This window comes from Kastovskya adunca (assembly GCF_059505785.1).
The window spans coordinates 172,474-193,970 of record NZ_JCACLG010000026.1 but is presented as its reverse complement, the minus strand read 5'-3'; the positions used below and the strand labels follow the sequence as shown (position 1 = coordinate 193,970).

Below are 21,497 nucleotides of genomic sequence, written 5' to 3'. Positions count from 1 at the left end.
ATGTTTACTTGCTTCCGTCTCACGAGTACAGTACTTTTACTGGTTGGACTGCAGCTTTTGACCCCTGAAGTAAGTAATGCTACACAAAAGCTGAGTCTAACCAATGACATCTCAGCACAGCGCTTGATGGTGATCGATCGCGTTGAGGCTCTCCCAGTGATTGAGACCAGCCTCCAGGCTGATGAAACTTACAAGCCGCCAAAAAATGGGGGCCCAAGAACTAGCCGGGGTTCCGGAACACGTTTTAGACTGTCAATGTGAATCAATTCAAAACTTGAGGAGCGGTAATCCTCTCAGATCGCCACAACCGCTCATTTTGTAGCAATGTATGAACTTGCCAGTGCCGGGAATCAGTTTGAGGATAATCGCTACGGTAATGTCCCCCTCGGCTTTCTGTACGAAATGCTGCACTTTTAAGAATTAAGCGAGCAACATCTAGAAGGTTATAGGTCTCTCCCCACGCCCGCAATCCTTGATTGGCGTCGAGGAAATCAAACTGCACCGTTTTGAGAGGAGAAAGATGCAGTAACGACTGGCTGATGGGGAGGGCTACAAATTCTTGACGCCAGGTTTCAATGGAGGCGATCGCGTTTTCCATCACATCCTGTTGCCGACAAATGCCTGCACTTTGCCATACTAAGCGTTGTAAGGCTTGCCGCATTGCAGCGATCGTCTGGCATTGCACCGTCCAATCCTCCACTGTCAAGGAAACCGCTTCCGGCGTTGAGGGCGAGGACTCCTGCAGCATCCCCTTAGGCTCAAGTTCTATCTGGGCAAACTGAGTGGCAAATACAACGCACTCCAATAAGGAGTTACTGGCTAACCGATTTGCACCGTGAACCCCCGTGCTTGCCGTTTCTCCGATGGCATACAAACCAGGAATCGAAGTGCGATTCATTAAGTCTGTGGCAATACCACCCATCCAATAGTGAGCCGCAGGAGCAACGGGAATCGGTTCTGAGAACACATCCACTCTCCAGTGCTGACACACTTGAATGATATTTGGGAAGCGATGGCGAATTTTGTCCGGAGGAATGGGGCGTAAGTCTAGGCAAACGTGAGCCTCTGCGGGATTTGCTTCTGTTTGCTGTAAGTGGCTAAAAATCGCCCGACTAACTACATCTCGCGGTGCCAGTTCCCCAGCCGGATGATAGTGGAAGGCAAAGCGACAGCCTTGGGTATCTACCAGGTGTGCGCCTTCGCCACGCACGGCTTCGCTAATTAGAAATCGCGGCGCACCCGGTTTAGTCAGAGCAGTGGGGTGAAATTGGAAAAATTCTAGGTCGCGCAAAACAGCACCGGAACGCCACGCGATCGCGCAACCATCTCCTGTACTCACCTCAGGGTTGGTCGTCTGGGCAAACACCTGACCGCCGCCGCCTGTTGCCAAAATCACCGCCCCCGCTCGTATCCAGCTCACCCGACCGTTGTGAATCAAGCTCACACCCTGGCAATGATGGGTTTGTGGATGTAGCCACAAAGACAGCACAAATGCCTGCTGAATCACTCGGATATGGGGACGCCGCAACACCTGAGCGGTGAGAGTGCTGACAACTTTTCGCCCTGTCGTATCTGCCGCGTGTAGTACACGGGGGCGAGAGTGGGCTGCCTCCAATGTCAAGGCTAAGTCACTTCCTCGGCGATCGAACGCTACCCCTAACTCAACTAATGATTGAATACAGGCGGGTGCTTGCTCAACAAGAAACTGCACCGCCTCCCATTGGCAAAGTTCTGCCCCGGCTTCCATCGTATCTTTGACATGTAGTACGGTCGAGTCAGCCGGATCGACGACAGCGGCAATACCGCCCTGCGCCCAATCACTCGCCCCTACAGATAGGGTGTCTTTGGTAATTAAACCAACGTTGAGGTTCTCTGGCAGGCAGAGGGCAGTATACAAACCTGCCGCACCAGCACCAACGACCAAAACATCAAAGTAGGTAGGGAGGTTTTGTTGGGGGAAAGAATTAGATTCTGAGGAAGACAACTGCGATTAAGTCCTGAATGCTCCGTGATAAATAATTTAATAGGGGCACAGGTTGTGCCTGCGCCCCTACTGAGAATTTAACTCCTGTGGTTTTTAGTAAATGCCGTTGTTGATACGATCGCCACCTTCGGTGTAGACGGTAGATACCTCCGTCACAGCAAATTTATCCAAGTTGGATTGCAAGGTCTGTTTTTGTCGCTCGCTCAATCCAGGAATGTCAAAGATATCTTCGACCTTCTGGTAGGGAGCATTATCAACAACTTTGCGTGCCAGGGTCGGGTACATCCCAGCATACTTCCGGAAAGCACGGACGTTGGTATTGTTGATATCAATTTTCTGACCAAACTCAGTATCGAGCTTATCGTCAGCACGATTACGCAACTGGGCTTCAGTCGCCAAGATCGAGGATGATTGCCCAACAGCATTGCTCAAGCTAGAAGCGATCGCTTGCTGTTGTCCGGCAAATCCTAAGCAACCGACTACCAATACTAAAACGGCGAATAACCGAACCAAACTTCTCATTTAAGTCAACTCCTTCCTACACAGCATTCAGAGAATCTAGCGTCTCTAGCTCTCTAATAATTTAACTTTTGTTTTCTATTTTCTCATTTTAACCTCGCAACAAATCATCGAAGTCAGGTTAATTCCTGAGAATCCTAAAAAGATCTAAAACCCGACCGGGAAACCGGGGTTTTGTGGCATTATTAAGAATTGTCCCGCTATTGGTTTACAGCGAAATTAGTTATGGCTCTTCGACTAGGTGATACAGTACCTGACTTCAAGCAAAATTCAACCCACGGCGAAATCAGCTTCCACGACTGGGCAGGCGATAGCTGGGTTGTGCTATTTTCCCACCCCGCAGATTACACCCCCGTTTGCACCACCGAATTAGGTCAAGTCGCGAAACTTAAGCCCGAATTCGACAAGCGCAATGTCAAAACGCTTGCCCTCAGCGTTGACGATGTTGATTCTCATAAAGGCTGGGTAGGGGACATCGAAGAAACCCAAAGCACCAGCATGAACTACCCGATTTTGGCAGACCCAGACCGCAAAATCTCTGACCTCTACGACATGATCCACCCCAACGCCAACAACACGTTGACGGTGCGTTCAGTCTTCATCATTGACCCCGAAAAGAAACTGCGTCTGACCTTCACGTACCCTGCCAGCACCGGGCGCAACTTTGATGAAATCCTCCGGGTGATCGACTCGTTGCAACTGACTGATAACTACAAGGTGGCAACGCCTGCCAACTGGACAGATGGCCACGATGTGGTGATTGTCCCATCCATCAAAGACCCTGAAGAATTGAAAGAAAGATTCCCCAAAGGTTACGAGGAAATTAAGCCCTACCTACGGATGACTCCTCAGCCCGACAAGTAGAAACTTAAATAAGTTGGGTGGGCATTGCCCACCTTACTTTTTAACGGAGGAAATCTAATCATGCTTTCATCTCCCCTGGTTGTGCAGATTCCGCCATCAATGCAAATCACAGACGAACAGTTCTTTGAGTTCTGTCAGGTTAATCGCGACCTACGCATTGAGCGGAATAAATTTGGTGAGATAGTAATTATGCCTCCTACAGGCGGAACAACAGGCAATCGCAACTTTAATATCGCTTTACAGTTAGGAAATTGGGCAGAGCAAGACGGAATCGGTATTTGTTTTGACTCCAGCACAGGATTTAAGCTCTCAACAGGTGCAGAGCGATCGCCTGATGTCTCGTGGATGAAACGAGAGCGCTGGAATGCCCTTTCGCCCGAACAGCAGGGAAAGTTTGCCCCTATCTGCCCAGATTTTGTCGTGGAACTCAGGTCGAAGAGCGATCGCCTCAATCCCTTGCAGGAAAAAATGTCGGAGTACATGCAAGAGGAAGGCGTGCAACTAGGTTGGTTGATTGACCGCAAGCACCGGAGAGTCTACATTTATCGTCCGGGTGTACCCGTGGAATGTTTGGAGAATCCCGATACTGTTAGTGGCGATTTGGTGTTGCCTAGGTTTGTCCTTAACATGAGTAAAGTTTGGTAGGAATAGCGATCGCGCACGGGGCATAAATCCTACTGCCGCTACAAGCCAAAATTTTATAGAAAGAACTTAGGAAAATTTAAAATGGATATCAAAGATGGATTTGTGGGCACGATTGGTAACACGCCACTCATCCGCCTCAACAGCTTTAGCGAAGAAACAGGGTGTGAAATTCTCGGTAAAGCAGAATTTCTCAATCCCGGCGGTTCTGTGAAAGACCGGGCAGCACTATATATGATTCAAGATGCTGAAGAAAAGGGCTTGCTCAAACCCGGTGGCACAGTCGTAGAGGGAACGGCAGGCAATACGGGGATTGGTCTAGCCCATATTTGCAATGCCAAGGGTTACAAATGCCTGATTATCATCCCTGAAACGCAATCCCAAGAAAAGATGGATATGTTGCGGACATTGGGTGCGGAAGTTCGCCCAGTCCCGGCTGTGCCGTACAAAGACCCGAATAACTACGTCAAGCTGTCGGGACGTATCGCTGAAGAGATGGAAAATGCGATTTGGGCAAATCAGTTTGACAACTTAGCCAATCGACAGGCGCATTATGAAACGACTGGGCCTGAAATTTGGGCGCAAACCGATGGCAAGGTAGATGCTTGGGTAACTGCAACGGGGACGGGTGGCACATTTGCTGGCGTCTCAATGTTCTTGAAAGAAAAAAATCCCCACCTGAAATCTGTTGTTGCAGACCCGATGGGAAGTGGACTATTTAGCTACATTAAAACGGGCGAAATTAACCCAGAAGGCAACTCCATCACTGAAGGCATTGGCAATAGCCGCATCACAGCAAATATGGAAGGTGCCCCTGTCGATGATGCTATTCAGGTGGATGACCATGAGGCGCTGCGGGTCGTTTACCAACTCCTGTATAAAGAGGGACTGTTTATGGGCGGTTCCACAGGGATTAACGTCGGGGGAGCGGTTGCCTTAGCTAAGCAATTAGGACGGGGGCATACAATTGTGACACTCTTGTGTGACAGTGGCGCTCGTTATCAGTCGCGCTTATTTAGTCGTGAGTGGTTAGAGTCGAAAGGGTTGTCTGTGCCGGAATTCGCCAGCGTGTAATTGTTCCCTCAGACAAAGGGCAGAGGTTAGTAGCTAGATAGTAGTAGTACAACCTGAGGATGAAACATTTTGTGAGTTTTTTTGACACCGTGGGTAACAGGTGTTCAGACGGGTTGTGGTGGAAAGGAAGCGATCGCGCTCAAAACCGCAATGCTGAATATAGCAATCAGGAGATAACAAAGCGATGTCAGATCAACCACGCCTAGAAGAGCAAGCCGTTTCACAGGTAGCCAAGACACAGCTATCTCAACAAGTAGATGCCGCCGAAGAGATAGACGTAGATATCCACACCGATCTGCTCAAGATGGCTCAGGGACATGCCGATTCAATTTCGGTTGCAGGGAAAGGATTGGTAACGAAGCAAGACCTACACATGCAGGAAGTGGAACTGCATACTAGTCCCTTGGACATCAATCCTCTAAGCGTTCTGCTTGGCAAAATTGAGCTAACTCATCCTGTAGATTCCACGGGACGAATTGTCGTCACAGAGGCAGATATTAACCAAAATATGAACTCAGATTATGTTCTGAGCAAGCTAAAACCCTGGCAATTGGATGTAGATGGTCAAACCTCGATACAATTTCAACCGCCAATGGAGTTAAAGCTGCCGGGTGACAACAAAATCATCTTCAGTGGCAATATACAAATATCTGAAAGCGGCAAGATTCAACAGGTTCGCAGCACAAGCGTAATCTACCCACGCACCGATGAACACGGTGTATTGCTAGAAGCGTTCTCTCTTGAAGAAGGTCAGGCGATTTCTTTGGAAGTTACAGTTGCCTTTATGGAGAAGCTCAAGGAATTAATCAACTTGCCCTATTGGGAATTTGAAGGGACGGCGTTTCGTATTCAGAAGATGGAGGTGCAAAAAGGGAGTATCACGGTTCAAGTTGAAACCCATACTGAGCAAATCCCTTTAATGTAATGGTTTTAGGGGTGATACGCTATTAGTTTTTTCGAGTTTATAGAACAATTAGTGGACGGTTCAGAGTCGGCAAAAGAGGTACGAGTGTGCCAAAACCGCACTTGCAAAAAGCAGGGTGCCGCTAAGGTACTAGCTGCTTTCCAGGCATCTGCCATGGATGGTGTTAGTGTGACGAGCAGTAGCTGCTTAGGTCAGTGCGGTAATGGCCCCATGGTGCTGGTGGAACCGGAGCAGATTTGGTACAGTGGCGTTCATCCTGATGAGGTGCCGATAGTGATCGCCCGACATCTACGGGGTGGGCATCCAGTCAAGGCGATGTTGTATCGCAAGTATCATCCCCATGTTCAGTAGTGATCCAGTGACAGGTTGTAGAGACGTTGCTGACACGTCTCTACGAGTTCAGATTATCTGCCGTGGGTAAATGATTGTGTTAGCGGTAGTCGTGGGTCAAAAACGGCACATCTACCAGTTCCCCTTCGCTATCTCCCACTTGCACTTTTAACCCCGCACCACCAGCTTTTGTGCGGACATAAGCCAAGCCGAAAAGTCCTTTTTCTGTTTGGGTAAAGCTGGTTAGCTTACCGACTTTTTCACCCTCGGCGGTAACGATGCTGCCAGGTTCAGCGGGGTTACTGAGACGAACTCCCCAAAGGTTCTGTTTGACGCCTTTATAGGTATTTAAGCGGGCAATGGTTTCCTGACCGATGTAGCAGCCTTTCTCAAAGGAAATGGTTTGCCACAGTCCCGCTTCTAAAGGATTGTAGTCTTCGGTGAGTTCGCAGTCGGGAACGGGGCGTCCTTGCTCAATACGGAGTTGTTCCCAAACGCGATCGCCCATTGGCACGGCTCCGGCTGAAACTAACTGGTTCCAAAGGGTTGCCGCCTGTTCCCTAGGGACAATCAGCGTGTATCCCAGGATCGCCAAACCATTACCCACAGCTAGCAGAACGTTTGCCTCTTTTAGCTGCACGAGTTGGTGAGTGCTGTAAGCCTCGCCTACCATTGGCTCTAACCCCAATTTTTGCAGGAGTGCGTCACTGTCTGGCCCAATTAGGCTGAAGGTGGCATAGTCTTTACTGATATCGTTCAATTCCACCCGATCCATCGGAAAGATGAACCGATCTAGCCATTGTCGGAGGTATTCCCGGCGATTGGGAGAAACGAGTAGCACCACGGCATCTTCGGTAATGTAGGCTGTTGCTAAGTCAATGGTGCGAGCAGTGGAGGTGACAAAAACAGTGTCGCAGCCTTGTCCGGGTTGGAGTTTTTGGAAATCGTTAGTGCTTTGGTTATGCAGGTAGCGCAGTCGGTCGTCATCGGAAACTTTTAGTAATCCCCAATGGGAGCGATCGCATACCACAACTCCCTGCCGTGCTGCCTGCATCGCTGCGGCATCATTACCAAAACTGCTGGGAACACTCGTGTTCTCAAATGTTGCCCCAGCACTCTGCTGAATATCCTGTAAGTCTTGAATCATTGCCTAATCTTTTACTTTTATTCCCTTATTTAAACGCTACCAGCTTTCAGTTTTTGCTTCTTCCGGCGTTAAGTCAGTAGACAGGGAAAAATTGCTGCGCTTCTTTCCTGGGGAATCCTTCGTTAGGATGACGACTTATGGATAATCTTGTCCATCTTATAAAGGCAAATTAGCAAACACTTGCTGTACTAACTGTCTTGTCTTCGCCTCCAAACACTGCCAGTCTACGTCTCCCGTTTCATCAAGCAAGCTCGTATCAATCTCCACTGTCTGACTCTCTGTTTCAGTAGAGTTGAGTTGATAGTTGCGAAAACAAACCTGATAACAAAGCTCCCAAATATCCACATTTACGGTGGCGTTTTGGCGCTGTAAGCACAGTTGGTAGCCTGGTATAGGTGATTGAATATCCTGGTAAGTGCCTTTCCAGTCTGATGTTTCTAGCTGCTTGCGAATATTATCGATGACGCGCAGGAAAGCTGGTTGCATCAATAACTCCGCTTGGTTCCAGGCAGTCATATTCTTGAATTCAGGTTTCATAGACATATGTACCCATCCTGATTTGGCATTTTCGGCATGAGCAAGTAGACATGGAACAAAGCCAAAATCTTGTCATCTTGAAGCGATCGCGTTCCGCTCACAATGACATTTTCTGTTTAATTTGTCTATCTACTCAGAGACTGTTTCTAAGGTAGTGTTAACTGGCTAGGTTGCCTAACGGTTGGATAGTTCCCCCCTAGCCAGGGTTAAAAAGGGGGGAACAAAATCTCTTGAAAGTCCCCTGTGATATCAAAGGCGAAGCCTCTTCTGGCTTCCCCCTTTTTAAGGGGGACGGGAGGGGGATCTCCAGGGATTTCTAATTCTTTAGAGACAGCCTCTCAACAGGTGAAATATTAGTAGATTCAGCTCTTGCACCACCCCCCGACCCTCCTGTTCATGGGATGAATAGGAATAAAAAATCAACTTTTTCCCATAAATCAGGAGGAAGAAGAGGGGAAGGGACGACGAGGGAGAAATTTAGGTGCAAGAGGTGATTATGCTGAAAAAATTGCTCCCTTATTCTCCTTTTGAAAACCAACTTAATTAGATAACGCTTCTGGAAATATAGAGCGGAATTAACTAAGTTGTTTTACCCAAAAAGAACTGCGCGAGCTTGATAATTTCAAAAGCAACAAACGTTGCTAAAACAGCAGTAACAGAATAAGTTAAGATGGGATTATTGCCATAGCCAAATAACGAAGCCACTAACTTAATCAACAAAATAGAGGCACCAATGGCAAAGGCAATTTGTATAGGTGTCATGTTTTGCTCCCGATTGCTATAAAAAATTAAACCGCTCTTTCTCAATCTTAGTAAAGAATTGCATAAATCAAGAGCAAATTGAACCACTCAAAAAATTGTATCAATGTCGCCCAATATCCAGTTGTTACCCAATTACCAGGCAAAATCATTACGGGAGCAAGGGAAACGCTACTACGTTGATGAAGGCGGGATTCGCTTCCCTAGCGTTACAACCATTCTCAATGCTACTAAGCCTCAAGCCGCCAAAGAAGCCTTAATGAACTGGCGCGATCGCGTGGGAACTGTAGAAGCCAACAAAATTTCCAGTGCGGCTAGTCGCCGGGGAACGTCCACCCATAAGCACATTCAGCGCTATCTTCTAGGAAAAAATGTTTCCGTACCAGAGGTGGCTCGTCCCTACTGGGAGAGTGTTGAGCCAGTCTTGCAAGATATCCAAGACGTACGATTAGTTGAAGGCTCAGTATTTCACTATGGTCTTAATTATGCAGGTCGAGTTGACTGTGTCGCCAGTTACAAGGGTGTCCCTTGCGTTTGTGACTGGAAAACAGCGGATCGACCAAAAGCCTCAGTTGCCCGTCTGTATGATGGCCCATTGCAACTAGCCGCCTACAGTGGTGCAGTTAATCAATTTTACCAGGATTATGGCATCAAAATTGATTGCGCCTTGCTGGTGGTAGCTCTGCCAGAAATGCCAGCCGAAGTATTTTGGTTTGAACCGGAGCAAATGGCAAACTATTGGCGAGAGTGGGAGCAGAGAGTTGCCGAATTTGCCAAAAAGTAAGTTGTTAAATCATCAAAAAAGTTCTTGCTTAGGGACGCTTTTTTATAAAGAATTTCTATTTAAGTAAAAAACAATTTGCTAAACTTGCCTCGTTCATCCCACAATACATCTATGTTTAAAAAGTCTTCAAATTGACATCTGGCAATAAAACCGAAGATTGTTCCTTGGTGTAAAAAAATTGTTGAGAACCTGGCAAAATCTAAATCAAACCTATTCAAAGTAAATCGATATAACTGATGAAGCCTTCAAATTTATTGCAGGGCGATCGCGTTCGTCTTGATGCGTTAAAGCGAGGCGACTTGCTACTAATGGGTAAATGGTATCAGCAAGCTGATTTCCTGCGGTTACTTGATGCACGCCCAGCCATTCCCCAATCTGAGACTATTCTCGCGGCTTGGTTAGAGGAACGCCATAGAGCAACCGACGGCTTTATATTTGGCATTCGGTTAGTAGAAACGGAGGAGTTGCTGGGATGGGTGGAACTAGAAAATATTCTCTGGACGCATCAAGTCGCCTGGGTGAGTGTTTGCATTGGTAACTCTCAGCATCGGGGTAAAGGCTATGGTTATGAAGCCATGCAACTAATCTTGCAATTTGCTTTTGATGAGTTGAATTTGTATCGATTGCAACTAACGGTGTTTGCCTATAATGATCGCGCGATCGCACTTTACAAAAAACTCGGTTTTCAACAAGAAGGTACGTACCGGGAATTCTTACAGCGCGACGGTAAGCGGCATGATATGTACTTATACGGTCTTTTGCGTCCTGAATGGAACCCACCATCAGCGATCGCCCTTTCTCCGGAAAATTCCTAGTTTAATCATCAAAAACTGCCTCAGGCGCGAAAGTTACAACTACAGAGCAATTTACTCTCAGTGAGCTGACGGTGTAAAAGTAACATTGTTTGACTGACTGCTAACTTTCCTTGGAGTTTCTTGCCCATGACCTTAGAGTCCACCCTTGGTGACGCTGCAATTGAGCAAAATTTAGAACAATTCCTCTTAGTCCTCTCAGTTTCTTTGAGTGTCGCCACAATATCGCGGATTTTCGCCTGGTTTCGCAAAATTCCTTATACATTACTCTTAGTAATTGCCGGGTTGATTTTATCGATTGTCAATGTTCGGCTAGTGAACTTATCCCCAGAACTAATTCTGGAGATTTTTTTGCCACCGTTGCTGTTTGAAGCGGCGTGGAATATCCGCTGGCGAAATCTCAGACGCGATTTAGCGCCAGTGACATTATTTGCAGTGGTGGGTGTGATCATCTCGATTGGTGGGATTGCGATCGCCATTAACCAACTAGCTGGTATTCCTCTACCAATCGCTTTGTTAGTAGGCGCAAGTCTTTCTGCTACCGATCCAGTCTCAGTCATTGCCTTGTTCCGGGAATTAGGGGCAAGTAAGCGTCTGACGATGTTGATGGAGGGAGAAAGTTTATTTAATGACGGGGTAGCGGTAGTTGCCTTTAGCTTGCTAGTCGGAATCCCTCTCGGAACGGCTGAATTTTCAATGTCTACTACTCTGGCAACCTTTTTTGTCTTTGTTGGCATTGGTATAGGAGTTGGCAGCTTAATCGGATTTGGGATTTCTTTCCTTACCCAACGCTTTGATTTGCCGTTGGTAGAGCAATCACTGACTTTGGTTTCCGCTTACGGTACTTATCTGATTACTGAGGAATTGGGTGGTTCTGGAGTGATCAGCGTTGTCACGGTGGGGATCATTTTGGGCAATTTTGGCTCCCGGATTGGGATGAACCCGCGCACCCGGTTAATTGTTTCTGAGTTTTGGGATTTTCTGGCGTTTTTTGTCAATTCAATTGTTTTTCTGCTGATTGGCGACCAAATCGACTTCTCCAGCCTCGCTAATAATTTAGACCTGATTGCGGTGACAATTGCAGCAGTACTCCTAACCAGAGCGATCGCCATCTATGGTTTAGCCGCGATCAGTAATTGGGTAGCCAAGTCTGATATTGGTTGGCGAGACCAAACCGTCCTCTGGTGGGGAGGTTTGCGGGGTTCGGTTTCGATTGCGATCGCTTTAAGTGTGCCCGTCATTCTCCCAGATCGACAAGATATCATCGACACCGTGTTTGGTGTTGTCTTATTCACTCTGTTAGTTCAAGGCTTATCTACACAGTTTTTACTCTCTAAGCTCAACTTAGTTGGCGATCAACCCCTACGTCAGCAGTACTCTGAAGCAAATGCTCGTCGGGTGGCGCTTAATCGGGTGCTGCACGCGCTGTCTGATCCCAGCCGATACCCAGGCATCGATTCCGAGTTTTTCCGTTATCAACAAGGACTAGTAAAAGGGCAACTCAATGGTATTGAGGATGAAATGGCTAAGTTACAAAGGGAGCATCCTCAGTTGCGCGAACTCAATGTTGAACAAATGCGGGAAGAACTCTTAGATATTGAAGCAGATACCTATGCAGAGTTTATCCGCGCTGGGCGTCTAAATAATCAACTCTCGCCCCTATTGCAAGAAGTATTGATTGAAGCCGATGAGAAACTGCTTGAATAGCCGCTTAATGCCTATACACAAGGATAAATAATGGGTAACTCAGGCTAAGTTTGCAAAGGGAACGAACAACGATGCATTGGTGTCATTGTGTCTCAATTCCTCTATGAGCTTGAAGGCAATGGCTTGGAAAACGGTAACATTGTTGGCGATCGCGATCGCAATTCCCTTTACTACAGTCAACTGCTCCCAACCCTCTACCGAGCTAACGGCACAAGAGACAACCAAGCCACCCTCCTCTCAAGCAGAAGAGCCATCTAACCCCCTTATCCGCACCCTTTCCAGTACTTCAGAAGCTACCGGGGTGATTGCAACAGCTCAATCCGGGAAGTTACTAGCAAGTGCCAATCGCACCAAGCCGGAAATTAGACTCTGGGATGTTACAGCAGGGCAGATTAAAACCACCCTAGCCGGACATACGGGAGGAGTGCGATCGCTCTTTATCAGTCCAGATGGCAATATCCTAATTAGTGCTGGTGAAGACAAAACCATCAAGCTGTGGAATGCCAACACGGGGCAGTTAATCCGTACCCTAACAGGGCATTCCCAGGGGGTTAATACCGTTGCCATGAGTCAAGACGGAACCCTTCTCGCCAGCGGTAGCCAAGACAAAACCATCAAGTTATGGAATGCCAAAACTGGGGCATTAATTCGTACCCTAACAGGGCATACTGACTCAGTTTTATCCCTTGCCATTAGTCCAGATCGGACAACCCTTGCCAGTACTAGCCAGGATGAGACACTACGAATCTGGAATCTGGGTACTGGAAAGTTAGAGCAAACCTACAAAGATGGTGGTTCCCCCTATCCACCAGGCTTTATTACCTACACCGTCAGCGCCGTTGCCATTAGTCCTGATGGCAAGTTGGTTGCCAGTGCTTCTGTTGATGATGTGTCAAAAGGACATATCGAGGGCAACACGATTAGGATTCGCAATCTACAAACAGGGGAGGTAGTACGCAGCATTGCAGCGGGTTCCGGTGATGTGGTGAATGCGATCGCCTTTGCCCCGGATGGCGAGACATTAATTGCCAGTGTGGGAGAGGTGAAGCTGTGGAACCTAAAGACAGGAGAGTTGCTGCGTACCCTGACAACGTTTTCTGACGCGATCGCCCTTAGCGATGATGGGCAAATCCTCTTTAGTGCTGATAATCCTTATGGTCAAGACAGCCAGATTAGGGTCTGGGATACGTCGGCTTTAACCGCCTCTTCCTTAAACAACGCCCAACTCCTAGGCACCATCGACAGCGAAACCACACCCGCAAGAGACGATTCCCTTGCTATCAGTCCCAAAGGGCAACCTGTAGTAACTTGTGGCGGTAGCCAAGTTAAGGCATGGAACCCTTGGAATCGCAGCAGCAAACACTTACTTTATAGCGTCAGTCTCGATTCGTTTGGTTGCGCGATCGCCATTAGTCCCGATGGCAAAACTCTCGCCGTTAGCAGTCGCACTCAGGAGGCAAGTGACGTTGTTAAGCTACTGGATATTAATACAGGGCGAGTCAAAACTACCCTAAGCAAACATAACGATACCATCACAGCTCTTGCCTTTAGCCCGGATGGAAATACCCTCGTTAGCAGTGGCGGTGGCCAAATTAAAGTCTGGAATCTCCCTACCGGAGACTTACGCTATGCCCTCACCGAAGGCATCAGTTGGGGCGATCGCTACTCTGTCGCCGTCACCCCCAATGGACAAACGCTGTATGTTGGGTATCAGCAGCAAGATTTAGCCTTGTATGACTTACAAACCGGAAAGCCGCAAAACACCCTACCTATCCAGATCGGTGGGAAACTACATTTCACCCCCGATGGAAAGGCTCTAGTTGGTCAAGATATGACAGGTAAAGTTGTGCTGCTCAATGCTCAAACGGGAGAACTCTTGAGTACCTTACTTGTCGATAGAGTGAACGCTCTTGCCTTAAGTGAAGATGGGAAAATAGCAACTGACACTGAAAGCGGTCTGATTAAACTGTGGGATGTGTCAACGGGGAACCTGCTGCACACTTTCGGAGGGCATTCCGGCCCAGTGGATAGTCTCGCCTTCAGTGAAAATGGTAAAGTTCTCACCAGTTTCGGCAGTGAAGGGATGCTGAAATTTTGGAGTATCCCTGAGAAAGGATGAAGCCAAAGCGTAGCAACAATTTCTGACAACCCCCACTGTGTTGAAGCCTAGGGCTACAGGTGCCAAAAAGGCTTTGTGACTTTGGGCTGCAGTTGACAGGTAGGAACAGCCGTTCGCCGCTACCTGGGGTCTATTTTTTGAAAAATTGCGATGATTCGTAGTGCTGCATTTTAAATACAGCGCCCACTTTTGCCGAGCTAGATAAAACTTGCTTGCATCCTGCCTCACTGTTGCTGCAACTGACTAGGCAAACAGCGGTAACAAGCACTACAGAGGGCTGCTCGTTAGTATACCATGGATGAGGAAATACGCAGAGAACTCGCTCCAAAATCTTGGAGCTTTAAAGCAAATATAATCTTCTAACCTAGATTTAACCTAATGTTTACCTAAATGTCAAGGCTTCGGGTTACAACACTCACAGGTGCTTAGAAGTTCCACAAACATCTACAACTCTTTATGGCTCCAGATGGAGCGGGGTTAAGGGTTTCTACCCAAATGAATGCCGTTTAGAGTGCTTGTGCCTTTCCCCGCACAACAGGTTCCTTCCTTGAGAAACTGTACCCTTAGTGCATTTTTTGAAGTTGTCACGAATTATCTAGAAAAAGAAAAGTATGCTGTTTCAGTTATTCTCCAAGCCACAAGCATTGCTCACCCCCTTAGTCGTTCTGGCACTTGGTGTCTCAGCCTGTCAACCGGAGGCTCAAGAGCCTAATGCTACTGGTACTACGGGCAGTGACATTAGCGCCAATTTAAGTGGTGCGGGTGCAAGCTTCCCTGCCCCTCTTTATCAGCGTTGGTTCTCTGAGTACAACAAAAGCGTCAACCCCGGTGTGCAGGTTAGCTATCAGTCTGTTGGTAGTGGCGCAGGCATAGAACAGTACATCAGTGGAACTGTAGACTTTGGAGCCAGTGACGCACCTATCCAGGGCGAGCGCTTAGAGTCCTTCCGCCAAAAGTACAACGCTGAACCGATTCAGGTTCCCATGGCGGCGGGTGCAGTTCCACTTGCCTACAATCTTCCAGAACTTGAAGGTCAAGAACTCAGGCTGTCCCGCGAAGCTTATTGCGGTATCGTTGAAGGTGAGGTGACTCGGTGGAACGATCCGCTAATTGCAGCTGCCAATCCTAACCTCACTCTACCCGACAGACCAGTGGTCTTTGCCCACCGTTCCGATGGTAGCGGTACCACCTTCATTTTTACTAACCACATCAAGGAAGCTTGTCCCGGTTGGACTGGTGGAGTTGGAACCTCCGTCAACTGGCCTACAGGGGTTGGCGCTCAAGGAAACGAGGGAGTTGCTGCCCAAATTCAGCAGAACGAAGGCACCATCGGTTACATTGAGTATGCCTATGCAAAGCTCAATAATATTCCCGCTGCTCTTTTGGAAAATGCCTCCGGTGAATTTGTTGCTCCCACCCCTGAGAGTGCGTCTGCCGTATTTGATGGTGTGGATGTTCCGGAAGACTACGCCTTATTGGTTCCCGACTCGGAAAACCCAGCGGCTTTCCCGATTGCTGGTTTAACCTGGGTGCTAGTTTATCCCCAATACCAGGATGCAGAAAAGTATCAAGCATTGCAAAATGTGCTTGAATGGTCTCTTACTGAGGGCAGACCGATTGCTGAAGAGTTGGGTTATATCCCCATTCCAGAAAGCCTGGCTCAGCGAGTTGTAACAACACTCGAAGAGAAAGTCACAACGGCTTCAAATTAGGTTAAAACTTCTGTAAACGACAGCTTGTCTAGAGGGTAAATCATGAGTTCGCTGGCTGGAGAGTCTTCTATGGTTGATCGGCAGTCCCTTGAGAAGAAACCTACCGCAGCGCGGATACTCGACCGGGGTTTTTACTGGTTAACGTTGTTCTTCGCGCTCGGTGTGGGGGCCGTTCTATTTTGGATTGCTTTCCAAATTGGGAGAACGGCTTGGCCCGCTATCCAGGCTTTTGGGGTTGAGTTTTTGACCAACACAACCTGGGACCCTGTTAATGATATATACGGGGCACTGCCGCAAATCTACGGCACTCTGGTCACAGCTCTGATTGCCCTTGTTATTGCTGTTCCTGTAGGGGTTGGTGTTGCCATCTTTTTGAGCGAAGACTTTCTGCCCAACTCGATCCGGACTCCTATTGCCATAGCGGTGGAACTAATCGCGGCAATTCCTAGTGTCGTGATTGGACTGTGGGGCATCTTCGTCCTCATCCCCTTTTTACGACCTTTCTACAACTTTCTCCACGGAAATTTTGCGTGGATTCCACTATTTAGTACGCCTCCTCGAGGAAACAGTTTTCTCACCCTCGGACTTGTCTTAGCACTGATGATTTCTCCCACAATCATTGCGATCTCGCGAGGAACCCTGCTCTCTGTACCTCGGGAACTCCGTCAGGGTGCGATGGCGTTAGGAGCAACCCGCTGGGAAACGATCTTGGGAGTTTTGGTTCCGGCTGGATTTTCGGGTATTGTCGGTTCAATTATGCTGGCTCTGGGTCGAGCGATGGGGGAAACAATGGCAGCAGCCATGCTAGTAGGTAATTCCAACCGGATTACAGCTTCCCTTCTCGCTCCTGGATCTACTATTGCTTCTTTGATTGCCTCTCAGTTTGGGGAAGCAGCTCGGCTACAGGTGGCGGCTCTTTTGTATGCTGGTTTAGTCCTGATGATTTTGACATTCATTGTCAACATCTTTGCTGAAATAATTATCAGGAAATTCCAAAACGTAGAGTAGTCAAGCTTCAGGTATTTCGTAAGGAGAAAGGAAACACTCATGGCTAGCACTCAAGACCAGATGAATGCCAGCTCCGAACAGATGAATTTAACTCGCTCGGCTCGGTCTCCGTTTAGGAAAAGCTTTGACACTTTCATGACCGTTTTGGTGAGTGTTTTTGCGGCTTTGATTCTATTTGCTTTAGCGATCATTGTTTTCGATGTCGCTCAAGAAGGGATAAAGCAGCTTAGTTTGAATTCCTTTACCGAATTACCGCCACCACCGGGGTTAAGTGAGGGGGGCTTTGGTAATGCGATTCTCGGCACCGTGATTACCTTGGCGATCGCGGCGGCTTTTAGCGTTCCCTTTGGAATTTTAGGAGCTATTTATCTCTCCGAGTTTGGACGGGGGACTCGCATTGCCTACGCAGTAAAATTTACTGCCAATGTCCTCAGCGGAGTGCCAGCGATTTTATGCGGTCTGTTTGCCTATAGCCTGGTAGTGCTGACAACAGGTACCTTCTCTGCCTTTGCGGGGGGTGTGGCGCTGTCAGTGCTGATGCTGCCCATTGTGATGCGTACCACGGAAGAAGGGTTATTATTAGTTCCTCGTGACGTGCGACAAGCAGCGATTGGGGTCGGAGCGACGAATTTTCAAACAATTGTGTATATTGTCTTGCCTTCTGCACTGCCAGCGATCGCGACTGCTGTCACCTTGTCTTTAGCCCGTGCTGGAGGTGAAGCGGCTCCTCTACTGTTCACGGCATTGAATAATAACTTTTGGAACAGTGACCCATCTGAGCCAATCGCCACCTTACCCGTTCTCATTTACTTCTTTGCAATTATCCCTTATGAACCCCAACGAGAAATTGCTTGGGCGGCGGCATTAGTTTTACTTTCAATCATTCTTGTTGTCAGCATTTCCTCTCGTTTGCTGACGCGGAAGAAAATCTATTAATTTGCTTCTCGAACGAGGTTTTGTAGCTTTTTAGTGAAAGTACAGCCCAATTTTCGTTAAAATTCTCCATATCTGCTTTTTTTTATGAACTTTAACACCTCCAATCAGTCGAAGTCTCCCACAGCAACCGTCGCCCAAGAAGTCGTTTTACGAGCTAAGAAGGTTTCGATCTTCTACGGCTCCTCTTTAGCCGTTCGTGAGGTCTCCCTAGACATCCCCAGAAATCAAATTACGGCTTTTATTGGCCCTTCGGGTTGCGGTAAAAGTACGCTGCTGAGATGTTTCAACCGCTTGAATGATTTGATTCCTGGAGCACGGGTTGAAGGAGACGTTACCTTCAATGGGATCAATCTGTATAACGATAAGGTTGACCCCGTACAAGTACGCCGCCGGATTGGTATGGTGTTCCAAAAACCCAATCCCTTTCCTAAGTCTATTTACGACAACATTACCTTCGGAGCAAAACTCAACGGTTACCGGGATAACTTAGACGAGTTGGTAGAGAAATCGCTCCGTCGAGCCGCCTTGTGGGACGAAGTCAAGGATAAACTCAAGGAAAGCGGTCTGTCGCTCTCTGGCGGTCAGCAACAGCGTCTGTGTATTGCTCGTGCTATAGCAATTGAACCACAGGTGGTGTTGATGGACGAACCCGCCTCAGCCCTTGATCCGATCTCGACCCAGAAGATTGAAGAGCTGCTGCGCGAACTCAGAGAGAACTATACAATCGTGATTGTTACTCATAATATGCAGCAGGCTTCACGCGTCTCTGACATGACAGCGTTCTTCAACGCGGAAGCGACAGAAAAAGGCGCTCGAGTTGGCTATCTCGTCGAGTATGACGAAACCGAAAAAATCTTCAGCAATCCCGCGCAGGAATATACCAAAGACTATGTGACTGGTCGCTTTGGTTAACAAATAGACTGAAGTCTTTTATAGGGTGGGTTAGGCAAAGTCTGAAAGCCTCATGCGATCGCGATATTAAGCGTACCCCACCCCATGACTAATTAGGAAACGGCTGCAAACCCTTATAGCCTTTTCGATTCATCGCTTCAAGACAATAGGCTCAGGCGTTCTTTGTTTCCATCCTTGATTTTGCAGCATGGGCTTTTTGTCATAATCTGTTGCTGGTTTACCAATGCACAGATACCCTAAGGGCAGCCAAGCCTCTGGAACGTCTAATTCTTTTTTTAGTTGCTCAAAATCTAAAATCGACACCCAGCCAGCCCCATAGCCTTGATCCGTTAAGGAGAGCCACAAATTTTGAATGGCACAGGCAACACTCCACATTAGGGTTTGAGGTGTTCCAATCACACCAATTGTATAGTTTTCACTGGGTAGCTCACAAAAAACAGCAAGTCCTACAGGTGCATCCAAGATGGCTTCCAGTTTCAAAGATTGGTGTAAGTCGGAACGCGCTTCATCTTGTTCATCGGCAACCTGCTTTTGAGCTTTTTGGCGAGCTTCATTAAACAATTTTTTGATAAACGTCCTATTTTCTGCAGACTCAACAGAAACAAATCGCCAAGGTTCACTCAATCCAACGGAAGGTGCCATGTGAGCCGCCGCCAACGCTTTATTTAATACCTGCTGTGGGACGGGATCGGGGAGAAAGTGGCGAGTATCTCGACGAGCTTTTAAGCATTCCTCAAGTTCCATATTGCTCCGTTGCTATCAGTATTAAAATCCTGTCGGATGCGTTAAAAAAAGACAAAACAACTATAAACTTCCCTTGCCCCTGTTTCCTGTTTTTAGGTGAAATTTTTTCTGCCCGAGCTACCAAGGATTACCAATCAGGGTAAAAGCACTCCAATAATAGGGATGAGTGAACATACAAGCGCACAAGCAAGAGAGTTTGGGTATTCATCGGCGCAAAGACGAGTTCAGACAGGCGCGACCCAAAGCTTGGTCGGTACACCCGTTCCCCTAACTTGGTGCCCAAAATAATCCGAATCGACTCTTCGATACCCGGTTCGGCGGTACTGAGTTGCAGGTTGCCCTGCAAGTTCATACGTAAAGGAAAAGAGCAGCCTGTACCCAGGTGAGATTTCAAGGACAGATTGTTGGCAGTTTCAGGCATTTTCAATAAACTCAGTTGCCTTGTCTTGCTGCCACTGTACTTAAGTGCAGTCATCCCAGACTACTCGCCAAAAGTCGAGTCTGGCAAAGAATATATTGTCAAGAAATTCTCAGGATGCCCTACCAGAGTCACTGCAAGGCTGGCGCTAACGTGCCTTTCCCCTAATTGATTCGTGAAGGTGAAATCCCCGACTCTCTAAGAAACAGGGATCTGAGGCGCTCTCACATATCACTTGCACAAAAAAAGCCCCAGCTATAGCCAGGGCATTATTTTTGACTGTCGTAAATCGGAGCAGTTCTACACTACGCGAATGTCAAAGCCTTCGTCAGGTCAACACTATGCCTTGTTAGACTTGCGACGGCGCGATGCCGCGAAGGCTCCAGCCACCAAGCCCAAACCTGCCAACGTTGCTGGCTCTGGTACTTTTTCGGCTTCAACAGACGGTTTCTCAACTACAGGTGGCTGCTCAACTACAGGTGGCTGCTCAACTATAGGCGGCTGCTCAACTACAGGTGGCTGCTCAACTACAGGTGGCTGCTCAACTATAGGCGGCTGCTCAACTACAGGTGGCTGCTCAACTACAGGTGGCTTTTCGTCAACAGGCGGCTTTTCGTCAACAGGCGGCTTTTCGTCAACAGGCGGTTTCTCAATCACTGGAGGAGTCCAGCCTGGGGCTGCCCCTGTTAGCTTGAGGCTGCCTGCGCGCGTACTGTCAGGCGTTCCTACACTCATGAGACGCATGCCGAAGGATGCCTCAGAAAACTGAGCAAGTGTCAACGCAACGGAGCTGTGAGACAGGGTAAAGACAGTGGATTGAATATCATCTTTACCGCCTTTTAAACCTTCCTGACCAATTTCTACCCCAGCATCGAAGGCGTACCCACTACCATTGAGATTATTGTTATTACTACCGACACTACTAACACTTCCAGCGCTAAATGCAGAAGCCGTAACATTTGAACCAATTATGCTGAGTCCGCTAAGAAGCGAGTCATCCGCAAGATTGAAGAAGATACCTCGAAGATCGGCAACGTTAGGGTTTTGCGCGTCAGTGACAACATTCACTCTAAACTGAACTTTACCTTCTCCTGCGGCTGTGTCATCTAAAGTGATATTGACCTTAGTTCCACTTCCTGTAACATCAAACGCCATAGAAGCGGCATCTGCTGAGGAAAAGGCAGAAGATGCAAGGGCGAGACCAGCTGCTAGTAACGAAGATCCCAATAAAGTCGAAAAAGCTGTTTTCATATCAATCAAACTCTCCGGATAGACAGACTAGATGTAGTCCTCACAAGTTCTGTCATCCAAAAACTGCTTTTTTGAGAGGACGAACTTTTAGGGGGTGAACTTTTTAAAGAATACTTTTCAAGAAACTATTTGTCCTTAAAAAAGTCACGTTCTTACTGAATCTTTATTAAATTCAATTGGAGTGTGTTTTGTTTAAAAAGTTGGTGGTTTCACTCTTGTTTAAAATATTAATCTCTAAGTCTTAAGTATTATCCGCAAAAATATGTAATTCCACTGATATTAACGAAGGATTTCTTCTTTTCTAAAAGCAGTT

21 protein-coding genes and 1 pseudogene are annotated in these 21,497 nt (G+C 47.6%); 14 read left to right on the top strand and 8 right to left on the bottom strand.

All coding sequences use genetic code 11. The annotated features are described in order from the left end of the window. Nucleotides 1-262: 262 nt before the first annotated feature. Nucleotides 263-1,984 carry an L-aspartate oxidase gene (gene nadB / locus AC5JR3_RS10040; protein ID WP_495845470.1) on the bottom strand — a complete coding sequence of 574 codons (1,722 nt, stop codon included), beginning with the start codon at nt 1,982-1,984 and terminating at the stop codon, nt 263-265. Nucleotides 1,985-2,077: 93 nt separating this feature from the next. Further along, nucleotides 2,078-2,506, bottom strand: coding sequence for a photosystem II complex extrinsic protein PsbU (gene psbU, locus AC5JR3_RS10035; protein WP_495845468.1), 429 nt, complete (start codon nt 2,504-2,506; stop codon nt 2,078-2,080). Between the two features lie 222 nt (nt 2,507-2,728). Here psbU and AC5JR3_RS10030 point away from each other — a divergent pair, with 222 nt between their 5' ends. The 6 genes from AC5JR3_RS10030 (at nt 2,729) to AC5JR3_RS10005 (ending at nt 6,359) form a co-directional block, all read left to right on the top strand. Then, nucleotides 2,729-3,367 carry a peroxiredoxin gene (locus tag AC5JR3_RS10030; protein WP_495845466.1) on the top strand — a complete coding sequence of 213 codons (639 nt, stop codon included), beginning with the start codon at nt 2,729-2,731 and terminating at the stop codon, nt 3,365-3,367. A 60-nt stretch (nt 3,368-3,427) separates the two neighbouring features. Further along, a complete protein-coding gene (locus tag AC5JR3_RS10025; RefSeq protein ID WP_495845464.1) occupies nt 3,428-4,012 on the top strand; it encodes a Uma2 family endonuclease in 585 nt (194 codons plus the stop codon). Nucleotides 4,013-4,093: 81 nt separating this feature from the next. Then, nucleotides 4,094-5,083, top strand: a complete 990-nt coding sequence (locus AC5JR3_RS10020) for a cysteine synthase A (RefSeq protein ID WP_495845462.1) — start codon at nt 4,094-4,096, stop codon at nt 5,081-5,083. A 59-nt stretch (nt 5,084-5,142) separates the two neighbouring features. After that, nucleotides 5,143-5,289 carry a hypothetical protein gene (locus AC5JR3_RS10015; protein ID WP_495845460.1) on the top strand — a complete coding sequence of 49 codons (147 nt, stop codon included), beginning with the start codon at nt 5,143-5,145 and terminating at the stop codon, nt 5,287-5,289. Further along, nucleotides 5,268-6,008 (top strand): LmeA family phospholipid-binding protein, encoded by a 741-nt coding sequence (locus tag AC5JR3_RS10010; protein ID WP_495845458.1) that lies wholly within the window; start codon nt 5,268-5,270, stop codon nt 6,006-6,008. Before AC5JR3_RS10015 ends, AC5JR3_RS10010 begins: the two co-directional genes overlap by 22 nt. A 51-nt stretch (nt 6,009-6,059) precedes the next feature. Continuing rightward, nucleotides 6,060-6,359: a (2Fe-2S) ferredoxin domain-containing protein gene (locus tag AC5JR3_RS10005; protein ID WP_495845456.1), complete on the top strand. Its 300-nt coding sequence runs from the start codon at nt 6,060-6,062 to the stop codon at nt 6,357-6,359. 79 nt (nt 6,360-6,438) lie between these two features. On the opposite strand, the gene ygfZ is transcribed toward AC5JR3_RS10005, so the two are convergent. From ygfZ to AC5JR3_RS09990, 3 genes are all read right to left on the bottom strand, one after another. After that, nucleotides 6,439-7,485 carry a CAF17-like 4Fe-4S cluster assembly/insertion protein YgfZ gene (ygfZ, locus tag AC5JR3_RS10000; protein WP_495845454.1) on the bottom strand — a complete coding sequence of 349 codons (1,047 nt, stop codon included), beginning with the start codon at nt 7,483-7,485 and terminating at the stop codon, nt 6,439-6,441. A 156-nt stretch (nt 7,486-7,641) separates the two neighbouring features. After that, complete coding sequence (locus AC5JR3_RS09995; RefSeq protein ID WP_495845452.1) at nt 7,642-8,022, bottom strand: hypothetical protein; 381 nt, start codon at nt 8,020-8,022, stop codon at nt 7,642-7,644. 579 nt (nt 8,023-8,601) lie between these two features. Continuing rightward, entirely contained in the window at nt 8,602-8,784 is a 183-nt protein-coding gene (locus tag AC5JR3_RS09990) for a hypothetical protein (RefSeq protein ID WP_495845450.1), read from the bottom strand. A gap of 103 nt (nt 8,785-8,887) precedes the next feature. On the opposite strand from AC5JR3_RS09990, the gene AC5JR3_RS09985 reads away from it, so the two are divergent. The 8 genes from AC5JR3_RS09985 (at nt 8,888) to pstB (ending at nt 18,771) form a co-directional block, all read left to right on the top strand. After that, nucleotides 8,888-9,565: a PD-(D/E)XK nuclease family protein gene (locus tag AC5JR3_RS09985; RefSeq protein WP_495845449.1), complete on the top strand. Its 678-nt coding sequence runs from the start codon at nt 8,888-8,890 to the stop codon at nt 9,563-9,565. Nucleotides 9,566-9,801: 236 nt separating this feature from the next. After that, on the top strand, nt 9,802-10,380 hold the full coding sequence (locus AC5JR3_RS09980; RefSeq protein ID WP_495845447.1) for a GNAT family N-acetyltransferase: 579 nt from the start codon (nt 9,802-9,804) through the stop codon (nt 10,378-10,380). Between the two features lie 126 nt (nt 10,381-10,506). Next, complete coding sequence (locus AC5JR3_RS09975; protein WP_495845445.1) at nt 10,507-12,084, top strand: Na+/H+ antiporter; 1,578 nt, start codon at nt 10,507-10,509, stop codon at nt 12,082-12,084. A gap of 118 nt (nt 12,085-12,202) precedes the next feature. Next, entirely contained in the window at nt 12,203-14,203 is a 2,001-nt protein-coding gene (locus AC5JR3_RS09970) for a WD40 repeat domain-containing protein (protein WP_495845443.1), read from the top strand. 611 nt (nt 14,204-14,814) lie between these two features. Beyond that, entirely contained in the window at nt 14,815-15,915 is a 1,101-nt protein-coding gene (gene pstS, locus AC5JR3_RS09965; protein WP_495845441.1) for a phosphate ABC transporter substrate-binding protein PstS, read from the top strand. Nucleotides 15,916-15,957: 42 nt separating this feature from the next. Further along, a complete protein-coding gene (gene pstC, locus AC5JR3_RS09960; RefSeq protein ID WP_495845439.1) occupies nt 15,958-16,923 on the top strand; it encodes a phosphate ABC transporter permease subunit PstC in 966 nt (321 codons plus the stop codon). Nucleotides 16,924-16,962: 39 nt separating this feature from the next. Further along, complete coding sequence (gene pstA / locus AC5JR3_RS09955) at nt 16,963-17,859, top strand: phosphate ABC transporter permease PstA (protein ID WP_495845437.1); 897 nt, start codon at nt 16,963-16,965, stop codon at nt 17,857-17,859. Nucleotides 17,860-17,943: 84 nt separating this feature from the next. Then, nucleotides 17,944-18,771 carry a phosphate ABC transporter ATP-binding protein PstB gene (pstB, locus tag AC5JR3_RS09950; protein ID WP_495845435.1) on the top strand — a complete coding sequence of 276 codons (828 nt, stop codon included), beginning with the start codon at nt 17,944-17,946 and terminating at the stop codon, nt 18,769-18,771. A gap of 129 nt (nt 18,772-18,900) precedes the next feature. Here the strand turns inward: pstB and bluB are convergent, their stop codons facing one another. The 3 genes and pseudogenes from bluB to AC5JR3_RS09935 form a co-directional block, all read right to left on the bottom strand. Then, a complete protein-coding gene (bluB, locus tag AC5JR3_RS09945) occupies nt 18,901-19,515 on the bottom strand; it encodes a 5,6-dimethylbenzimidazole synthase (protein ID WP_495845433.1) in 615 nt (204 codons plus the stop codon). Nucleotides 19,516-19,672: 157 nt separating this feature from the next. Continuing rightward, nucleotides 19,673-19,936: pseudogene (locus AC5JR3_RS09940) on the bottom strand (GPW/gp25 family protein); the annotation flags it as partial. A 336-nt stretch (nt 19,937-20,272) separates the two neighbouring features. After that, entirely contained in the window at nt 20,273-21,184 is a 912-nt protein-coding gene (locus AC5JR3_RS09935; RefSeq protein WP_495845431.1) for a PEP-CTERM sorting domain-containing protein, read from the bottom strand. Between the last annotated feature and the right edge of the window lie 313 nt (nt 21,185-21,497).

What these genes read in the sequence shown, in the direction of transcription:
- psbU (WP_495845468.1), bottom strand. Translation starts at nt 2,506, where the DNA reads ATGAGAAGTTTGGTTCGGTTATTCGCCGTTTTAGTATTGGTAGTCGGT.
- AC5JR3_RS10030 (WP_495845466.1), top strand. Translation starts at nt 2,729, where the DNA reads ATGGCTCTTCGACTAGGTGATACAGTACCTGACTTCAAGCAAAATTCA.
- AC5JR3_RS10025 (WP_495845464.1), top strand. Translation starts at nt 3,428, where the DNA reads ATGCTTTCATCTCCCCTGGTTGTGCAGATTCCGCCATCAATGCAAATC.
- AC5JR3_RS10020 (WP_495845462.1), top strand. Translation starts at nt 4,094, where the DNA reads ATGGATATCAAAGATGGATTTGTGGGCACGATTGGTAACACGCCACTC.
- AC5JR3_RS10015 (WP_495845460.1), top strand. Translation starts at nt 5,143, where the DNA reads ATGAAACATTTTGTGAGTTTTTTTGACACCGTGGGTAACAGGTGTTCA.
- AC5JR3_RS10010 (WP_495845458.1), top strand. Translation starts at nt 5,268, where the DNA reads ATGTCAGATCAACCACGCCTAGAAGAGCAAGCCGTTTCACAGGTAGCC.
- ygfZ (WP_495845454.1), bottom strand. Translation starts at nt 7,485, where the DNA reads ATGATTCAAGACTTACAGGATATTCAGCAGAGTGCTGGGGCAACATTT.
- AC5JR3_RS09995 (WP_495845452.1), bottom strand. Translation starts at nt 8,022, where the DNA reads ATGAAACCTGAATTCAAGAATATGACTGCCTGGAACCAAGCGGAGTTA.
- AC5JR3_RS09990 (WP_495845450.1), bottom strand. Translation starts at nt 8,784, where the DNA reads ATGACACCTATACAAATTGCCTTTGCCATTGGTGCCTCTATTTTGTTG.
- AC5JR3_RS09985 (WP_495845449.1), top strand. Translation starts at nt 8,888, where the DNA reads ATGTCGCCCAATATCCAGTTGTTACCCAATTACCAGGCAAAATCATTA.
- AC5JR3_RS09980 (WP_495845447.1), top strand. Translation starts at nt 9,802, where the DNA reads ATGAAGCCTTCAAATTTATTGCAGGGCGATCGCGTTCGTCTTGATGCG.
- AC5JR3_RS09975 (WP_495845445.1), top strand. Translation starts at nt 10,507, where the DNA reads ATGACCTTAGAGTCCACCCTTGGTGACGCTGCAATTGAGCAAAATTTA.
- AC5JR3_RS09970 (WP_495845443.1), top strand. Translation starts at nt 12,203, where the DNA reads ATGGCTTGGAAAACGGTAACATTGTTGGCGATCGCGATCGCAATTCCC.
- pstS (WP_495845441.1), top strand. Translation starts at nt 14,815, where the DNA reads ATGCTGTTTCAGTTATTCTCCAAGCCACAAGCATTGCTCACCCCCTTA.
- pstC (WP_495845439.1), top strand. Translation starts at nt 15,958, where the DNA reads ATGAGTTCGCTGGCTGGAGAGTCTTCTATGGTTGATCGGCAGTCCCTT.
- pstA (WP_495845437.1), top strand. Translation starts at nt 16,963, where the DNA reads ATGGCTAGCACTCAAGACCAGATGAATGCCAGCTCCGAACAGATGAAT.
- pstB (WP_495845435.1), top strand. Translation starts at nt 17,944, where the DNA reads ATGAACTTTAACACCTCCAATCAGTCGAAGTCTCCCACAGCAACCGTC.
- bluB (WP_495845433.1), bottom strand. Translation starts at nt 19,515, where the DNA reads ATGGAACTTGAGGAATGCTTAAAAGCTCGTCGAGATACTCGCCACTTT.
- AC5JR3_RS09935 (WP_495845431.1), bottom strand. Translation starts at nt 21,184, where the DNA reads ATGAAAACAGCTTTTTCGACTTTATTGGGATCTTCGTTACTAGCAGCT.